This is a genomic window from Streptomyces sp. NPDC052020 (assembly GCF_040680575.1).
GTDB lineage: Bacteria > Actinomycetota > Actinomycetes > Streptomycetales > Streptomycetaceae > Streptomyces.
In genome coordinates this window covers 63,543-70,852 of sequence record NZ_JBFAWY010000033.1, presented here as the reverse complement: position 1 = coordinate 70,852, position 7,310 = coordinate 63,543, and the positions used below count along the sequence as shown (strand labels likewise).

General features: G+C 74.9%; 6 protein-coding genes and 1 tRNA gene. 6 read left to right on the top strand and 1 reads right to left on the bottom strand.

Features of this window, described 5'->3' with window-relative positions; all coding sequences use genetic code 11:
• The first annotated feature begins 316 nt into the window (after window positions 1-316).
• The 4 genes from AB0L74_RS27565 to AB0L74_RS27550 all read left to right on the top strand — a co-directional run bounded on the left by AB0L74_RS27565 (window position 317) and on the right by AB0L74_RS27550 (window position 2,445).
• Window positions 317-598 (top strand): hypothetical protein, encoded by a 282-nt coding sequence (locus AB0L74_RS27565; RefSeq protein ID WP_365657874.1) that lies wholly within the window; start codon window positions 317-319, stop codon window positions 596-598.
• A gap of 52 nt (window positions 599-650) precedes the next feature.
• Complete coding sequence (locus AB0L74_RS27560; protein ID WP_365657871.1) at window positions 651-1,187, top strand: tyrosinase family oxidase copper chaperone; 537 nt, start codon at window positions 651-653, stop codon at window positions 1,185-1,187.
• The gene (locus tag AB0L74_RS27555; protein ID WP_365657868.1) at window positions 1,171-2,037 is read left to right on the top strand and encodes a tyrosinase family protein; all 867 of its coding nucleotides are present in this window, start codon (window positions 1,171-1,173) and stop codon (window positions 2,035-2,037) included. Before AB0L74_RS27560 ends, AB0L74_RS27555 begins: the two co-directional genes overlap by 17 nt.
• A 183-nt stretch (window positions 2,038-2,220) precedes the next feature.
• On the top strand, window positions 2,221-2,445 hold the full coding sequence (locus AB0L74_RS27550; RefSeq protein WP_365657865.1) for a helix-turn-helix transcriptional regulator: 225 nt from the start codon (window positions 2,221-2,223) through the stop codon (window positions 2,443-2,445).
• Between the two features lie 554 nt (window positions 2,446-2,999).
• Here the strand turns inward: AB0L74_RS27550 and AB0L74_RS27545 are convergent.
• A tRNA-Arg gene (locus tag AB0L74_RS27545) sits at window positions 3,000-3,075 on the bottom strand.
• A 318-nt stretch (window positions 3,076-3,393) separates the two neighbouring features.
• Between AB0L74_RS27545 and AB0L74_RS27540 the strand changes: the two genes are divergently transcribed.
• On the top strand, window positions 3,394-5,001 hold the full coding sequence (locus AB0L74_RS27540; protein ID WP_365657863.1) for a dynamin family protein: 1,608 nt from the start codon (window positions 3,394-3,396) through the stop codon (window positions 4,999-5,001).
• A 3-nt stretch (window positions 5,002-5,004) separates the two neighbouring features.
• Window positions 5,005-7,023 (top strand): YfjP family GTPase, encoded by a 2,019-nt coding sequence (locus AB0L74_RS27535; RefSeq protein ID WP_365657860.1) that lies wholly within the window; start codon window positions 5,005-5,007, stop codon window positions 7,021-7,023.
• Window positions 7,024-7,310 lie beyond the last annotated feature (287 nt).

Below are 7,310 nucleotides of genomic sequence, written 5' to 3'. Positions count from 1 at the left end.
CGTCCCCGGCCTGATGGGCCGCACCATGACGATGCTGAGGGAGCTGCCGTGACCGCGCCCACGATCGACGTGCACGCCCACGTCCTGCTGCCCGTCCGCTTCCCTGATCCAGAATCAATCCTTCGGGCCCAGGCGGATTCTCATATGAGGATGAGAAACGCCGATGAGGAACTGAGGCACACCGTTCATTCGGGTGGGTCGCGGAAACATTTCGGCACACGGGGTTTCCGGTGCGGGCGGCACTCGTTAGGCACGGCGCCACACTTTCCGTTCCCCGCGGTGACGGGTGACGGGAGTCGCCGAAGAAAGGAACACGATGAATCCCCTGAAGGCCGCCGCCGCCGTCGCCGGATCCATGGTCCTCGCCGGGGTCGCCGGACCCGCGTACGCCCACAACGACGTCGCCCAGCTCACGGGCGCCGTCGACCACGCCGCGGGGGTGGTCACCGAGGAGCCGGTCATCGGCCTGCCGGTGGAGTCCCGGACGGACAAGCACAGCACCGAGGGCAAGTCGTCCGCCCTGCACACCACGAAGGCCGTGACCAAGGAGGTGGGTTCGGCGGGCGCCCTGCTCGGCGGCCTGCCGGCGCGGGGCTGAGTCCCCCCGTTCGCCACCACCGACAGACGGACACCGGACGAGGAGCACGAACATGGTCGTCAGCGAGCGCGAAGCATCCCGGGGGGAACCGGCGGAACCGGCCAGAGGCGGCCCCGCGGACGCCGCACGCCGCCGACTGGTGCGCCGGCTGCTCGCCCCCGCCCTGGCGTCGGCGTTCGTCCCCGTGACCGCCGCCTCCCGGCCCACGGGGGCCTCAGCGGCCTCAGGGGCCGCACGGACGGACCGGGGCGTCCCGGCCGGACGCGCGCGGGCCGTGGCCCGTCCCCTGACCGGCCCGGACAGCGGCGCGTTCGACGAGACCTACCGCGGCCGGCACATCCGCGGCGTCAGGACACCGGGCGCGGCCGGTGGCGCCGGCACCTGGCAGGTCACCGTGGACGGGCGCCCGCTGCACCTGATGCGCCGTGCCGACGGCACCTGGCTGAGCATGGTCGACCACTCCCGCTCGTACCCCACCCCGCTGGAGGCGGCCCGCGCGGCCGTCGACGAACTCCCGCCGGGGCAGCGGCTGCGCGAGACGGGCGGCGGACACGGGCACACGGGAGGCCGCCATGGTGTACACGCGTAAGGACGTCAGCACCCTGACCCGCGCCGAGCGGCAGCGGTTCGTACGGGCGCTGCTGGAGGTCAAACGCCGAGGCGAGTACGACGAGTTCGTGCGCACGCACATCGAGTACTACGTCGCCGACGGGGAGGACGGGCTGCGCGCGGCCCACATGACCCCGTCCTTCCTGCCCTGGCACCGGCGGTTCCTGCTGGACCTGGAACGGGCGTTGCAGCGGGTGGACGCGTCGGTCTCCGTGCCGTACTGGGACTGGACGAAGGACCGCGGCACCACCTCCGCGCCCTGGACCGCCGACCTGCTGGGCGGCACCGGCCGGGCCTCGGACCACCAGGTGACGACCGGGCCGTTCGCCTACAGGGAGGGCAACTGGACCCTCCGGGAGAACGTGACCGACACCCGGTTCCTCACCCGGGACCTCGGCCGCCGCCGCGACCCGATCAAGCTGCCGACCAAGAGCGACCTGGAATGGGCGCTGAAGGACCCCGTCTACGACACCGCGCCCTGGGACTCGACGTCCGCCAAGGGGTTCCGCAACAAGCTGGAAGGATGGGGGCCCGGCCGGGGCAGCGCCTCCTGGCGCAACCACAACCGGGTGCACCGCTGGGTCGGCGGGGTCATGGTCGGCGGCGCCTCCGTGAACGACCCCGTCTTCTGGCTCGTGCACGCCTTCGTCGACCTCCAGTGGTCCCGCTGGCAGCACCGCCACCGAGGCGCCCGCTACCTGCCGGACAGGCCCCCCGGCCAGAGCAGCCCGCAACACGGCCGCATCGTCGCCCGCCACCAGAGGATGCCCCCGTGGGACGTGACCCCGGACCAACTGGAGGACCACAGCCGCATCTACCGGTACGCGTGAGAGAGGGCGAACTGGCGGCCGGGCGCTGAGAGGGTGTGAAGGCCGAAGCGATGTGCTCACCCGCGTCAACGCAGGTCGCTGGCGAGCGAAAGGCGTCAAGGCGATCGCTGTCTCGTCCTGCGCCCACGGGCCGGGAACCGCCCGTGCTGATGACGCCCCCGCGATCGCCGGGCGTGCTACCTCGTGCTACACGGTGCTCAAGCCCGGAGACCCCGACGAGAGACGTTCGGGACGACGCGCCTCGCGCGGAAGCGTCTGCCACGACCTCGCTCGCGGCGTGTGCGGGCGGTCGGGCATCGCATCACCTCGTACAGCCGTATCGAGCAAGGCCACGCCAGCCCCCAGCTGGACACCCTGGTCCGGAGCGCCGACGCGATCGGCGTGCCCCCACGAGATCTCGTGGGGTGAGCGGCCCGCCTCCGACGGGGGCGGAGACGGGCCGCGGGGGCGTCACCGGCTCGGCCGGCGTCGAGCCGGTGACGGACCCGGGCGGGCGGCCGCCGGGCTCCCCAGCGCACGACGGCCGCCCGGCCCGCTGGCGCCGCAGCTACCTCCAGCGGCGCCAGCGGAAGTCTCAGTACCGCAGCCCACTGGGCCGGGGCCCGTGGGGATGAGCGCGGATGAGGACGTTGCCGCGGTCACGGGGTGAGATCGTGCGGGTACGGGCGGACCTCCTCAGGCACCGGCTGCGGTGGCGGCGGGGGCTCCCGTCGCCGGGCACGCGGTAGCCGACCAGGGACCGCGCCCACCCGGCGGCCTTCGGTCTGAGGAGAGAGGCTGGCGGGTTCGTGTCGCTGACCTTGCGGCGCGGCCTGCCGTAGGCACCCGGCCCCGACCGATCCCCCGGCTGCCGAGAACATCGGCGCGAAAAGGGCGCCCGGGGCTTCGTCGTGGTGGCTGATGCCGACCCTGACCAGCGGAAACACCCCCGGAAAGACCTCCCCGGGGGGAAGGGTGAACGCTGGCGCCCCCGGCAGGACTCGAACCTGCGGCCAAGCGCTTAGAAGGCGCCTGCTCTATCCACTGAGCTACGGGGGCCTGGTGTGGTGGCCTTCGTCGCGGGGCCGTGGTGGCTGATCCGTGACGTCGCCGGGGACAAGGATAGGGCTCCCGGCTCCCTGTCCCGGTCGCTTCCCCTCCGTGGCTCGATGTGGAGGTTCGGTGAAGCGGTCCTGATAATCGCAGGCAGGTGCGAATCGTGCATCGCTTTTGGCGTCCTGCGCATCGGGTGTTGTGCACTCGTTATGCCTGGCCGGTGTCGAGGCCCCACTCACCCCATGCGCCCCTTGTGTCCTGTCGGCGCGCAGACATGCTCATATGCTTCAGAATTCCCCTAAAATTGGGCATTCTTCGCATGTGGTGACCTTGGACGTACGGCCTCAGCTGCTCGACGCACTCTCCGCCCTGCGCGACCGTGTCGCGGCCGCACGCTTCCCGCTGCCCCTGGCCGGGGCCCCACGCGCGCGTGCCAACCGCGACGAGCTGCTCGCGCAGCTCGACGACTACCTGGTGCCCCGGCTCAAAGAGCCCGAGGCCCCGCTGCTGGCCGTCATCGGCGGATCCACCGGGGCGGGCAAGTCCACGCTGCTGAACTCGCTCGTGGGCCGCCGGGTCAGCGCGGCGGGGGTGCTGCGCCCCACGACGCGGACTCCGGTCCTGGTCTGCCATCCGGAGGATCACCACTGGTTCAGCGGCACGCGGGTCCTGCCCGAGCTCACGCGCGTGTGGGTGCCCCACCAGGACCCCGGCGACGACCTGCTGCTGCCGGGAGAGAACCCCGCGCGCGTGCTGCGCGTCGAGACCGCCGACACCCTGCCGCCCGGCCTCGCCCTCCTCGACGCGCCCGACATCGACTCGCTGGTCGCCGACAACCGCTTCCTCGCCGCCGAGCTGCTGTGCGCCGCCGACATCTGGGTGATGGTCACCACGGCCGCCCGGTACGCCGACGCCGTCCCCTGGCATCTGCTGCGCACCGCCAAGGAGTACGACGCCACCCTCGTCACGGTGCTCGACCGCGTGCCCCACCAGGTGGTGTCCGAGGTCTCACGGCAGTACGCCGCGCTGCTCACCAAGGCCGGCCTCGGCGAGGTACCCCGGTTCACCGTGCCCGAGCTGCCCGAGTCGGCCTGGGGCGGCGGGCTGCTGCCGGCCACCGCCGTGGCGCCGCTGCGGAGCTGGCTCGTCCACCGCGCGCAGGACCCCGCCGCCCGGCAGCAGGCCATGGCCCGTACGGCGTACGGACTCCTCGACTCCCTCAAGTCCCGCATGCCGGAGCTGGCCAGTGCCGCCGCCGCGCAGTACGCCGCCACCCTCAGGCTCACCGCCGCCGTCGACGGCGCCTACGACAGCGAGCACGCGCGTGTGCGGGGCCGGTTGCGGGCCGGGGCCGTGCTCGCCGGGGACGCGCTGAAGCGGTGGCGCGCGTTCCCCCTCGACTGCTCCGCCCGGGAGCTCATGGACGCCCTCACCGAGAGCCTGGCCGCTCTCCTGCTGTGCGCCGTCACCGCCGCGGACGAGCGCGTCGACGAGGCGTGGCGGCGCGATCCGGCCGCGGACACCCCGGAACTCGCCGGGCGCGGCGCCTCGCCGGAAGGGGCCGAGCACCGCATCGGCATGGCCGTACGGCGGTGGCGGCGGGAGCTGGAGGAGTACGCCGAGGAGGAGGTGCGCGAGGTCGACCGGAGCGTCGCCCCCGATCCCGAGGTCGTCGCCGCGCTGGTCGCCACCGCGCTGCTGGGCGGGCGCCGGGCCCGCTCCGCGGGGGAGGGGCTCGCCGAGCGGATCGGCGCGCACGGCGCGCTGCGGCTGCGCGACCGGGGCGGGCGGCTGCTGTCCGAGTACGTGGACCGGGTCGTGCACCGGGAGCGCGAACGCCGGCTCGCTCCCCTCGACGCCCTCGACGTCCATCCCGAGCCCCAGGCCGAACTCATCGCCGCGCTGTCCGTATTGCAGAAGGAGAGGTGACCGGTGACCGCCGTCACTGACCAGGACCCCACCGAGCACACCGGCCGCCCGAAGGGCACGGCCCGCGGGGACGACCACCGCGCGGACCGGTCCCCGGGGGAGCACGGGCGCCGGGGCGGGACGGCCGCCGCGACCGGCCCCGGAGGGAAGGACGACCACCGCGGGGAGCGGGAGCGGGAGCGCGAGCGGGGCGGTGCCCTGCGCGGGACGGACGCCGGCCCGCCCGGCCGCGGCGACCGCACCGACCGTGTCGACCGTGTGGAGCGCGGCGACCGTGTGGAGCGGGACCGTCCGCAGGGCGCCCCGTCCGAGGGCGCGGACTGCGTGGACGCCTGGGACGACGGGCTGATCGCCCGGCGGGTGAACGAGACCGACGGCGCGGAACAGCTCCCCGCCGTGTCGCGGCCGGTGTCCGGCGGGCCTGGCGTGGCGCCGCTGGCGTACGACGGGCCACTCAGAGCGCGCCTCGACGCGCTGCGCGAACTCGTGGGCCTCTCCCGCACCCGGCTGGACGACGGGACCCTCGCCGAGGCGGGCCGGGTCCTCGACGAGGCCGGCGCGCGGCGCAGGCTGTCGGGCCGGCACACCGTCGTCGCCCTCGCCGGCGCCACGGGCAGCGGCAAGTCGCAGCTGTTCAACGCGCTCGCCGGCGTGGCCATCTCGGAGACCGGCGTGCGCCGGCCCACCACGGCGGCGCCCATCGCGTGCAGCTGGAGCGACGGCGCGTCCAGTCTGCTCGACCGGCTCGGCATCCCGGGCCGGCTGCGGCGGCGCCCCCTGCAATACCCGGACGTGGAATCGCGGCTGCGCGGGCTGGTCCTGGTCGACCTGCCCGACCACGACTCGGCGGCCGTGGCCCACCGCGAGCAGGTGGACCGCATCCTGGCGCTGGTCGACGCCGTCATCTGGGTCGTCGACCCCGAGAAGTACGCCGACGCCCTCCTCCACGAGCGCTATCTGCGGCCCATGGCGGGCCACGCGGAGGTCATGTTCGTCGTCCTGAACCAGATCGACCGGCTGCCCGGGGAGGCCGCCGACCAGGTCCTGGACGATCTGCGGCGGCTGCTGGACGAGGACGGCGTCGCCCTCGGGGAGTACGGCGAACCGGGCGCGAACGTGCTGGCGCTGTCCGCGCTCACCGGGGACGGTGTCGGCGAGCTGCGGGAGGCGCTCGGCCAGTTCGTGGCGGAGCGCGGCGCTCCGGCCCGCCGGATCTCGGCCGACGTGGACGCCGCCGCCTGGCGCCTGCGCCCGGTGTACGTCACCGGGCAGCGCTCCGGGCTCAGCGAGGAGGCGCGCGAGGAGTTCGCGGACCGGCTCGCGGACGCGGTGGGGGCCACCGCGGCGGGCGAGGCGGCCGAACGCGCCTGGCTGCGCAACGCGGGCCGTGCGTGCGGCACGCCCTGGCTGCGGCTGTGGCGCTGGTACCAGGACCGGCGCGAACCCCCGACCGGACGGCTCCCGCTGCGCGTCCAGGCCGACGAGGAGGCCACGGCCCGCCAGCGTGTCGAGCAGGCGGTCCGCACGGTCGCCGACCGGGCGTCGGCCGGGCTGCCGGCGCCGTGGGCGCAGGCGGTGCGCGAGGCGGCCGTACGCGGTGCGCAGGGCCTGCCCGAGGCGCTGGACGAACTGGTGGCGAAGGCGGGGCTGCCCCCGGGCCGGCCGCCGCGCCCGGGGTGGTGGCCGGTGGCCGTGTTCGGCCAGGCGTGCATGACCTTGGTGCAGGTCGTGGGCGGGCTGTGGCTGCTGGGCCAGATCGTCGGGGTCATGTCGCCGAACCTGGGCGTACCCGTGCTGCTGATGCTGTCCGGCATCATCGGCGGCCCCGTCATCGAGTGGAGTTGCCGCATGGCCGCCCGGGGACCGGCGCGCCGGTACGGGCAGGAGGCGGAACGCCGCCTGAGAGAGGCGGCGGCGGGCTGCGGCCGGGCCCGCGTGCTGGACGCGGTGGCGGCGGAGCTGCTGCGGTACCGGGAGGTGCGCGAGCAGTACGGGCGGGTCACGGGGGCGGGGGCGCGATAGCGCTCCTGTCTCCCCGGCCCGGCGGCGGGGGACGCGGAGGGCCCTACCCGGCGGCTGTGTCACTCCCGCGGGTGACGGAGTTGTCCACAGGCGGGCGGTGCTGCACAGCGCCCGGCGGGACCCGGCCCGGCGGGGGCAGTCTGGCCGTGCGGCGAGACGGCGCCCGGCGGGCCACCGGCGGACGCGGTCCGGCCGTACGGCGATCGCGGCCGGCCGGGGACCCGCCCCGCAGGGGCCCGGTCGCCGGGGCAGGCGGCGGCACCAGGCGCCCGCGCCCGGCCGTCCTC

What these genes read in the sequence shown, in the direction of transcription:
- AB0L74_RS27565 (WP_365657874.1), top strand. Translation starts at nt 317, where the DNA reads ATGAATCCCCTGAAGGCCGCCGCCGCCGTCGCCGGATCCATGGTCCTC.
- AB0L74_RS27560 (WP_365657871.1), top strand. Translation starts at nt 651, where the DNA reads ATGGTCGTCAGCGAGCGCGAAGCATCCCGGGGGGAACCGGCGGAACCG.
- AB0L74_RS27555 (WP_365657868.1), top strand. Translation starts at nt 1,171, where the DNA reads ATGGTGTACACGCGTAAGGACGTCAGCACCCTGACCCGCGCCGAGCGG.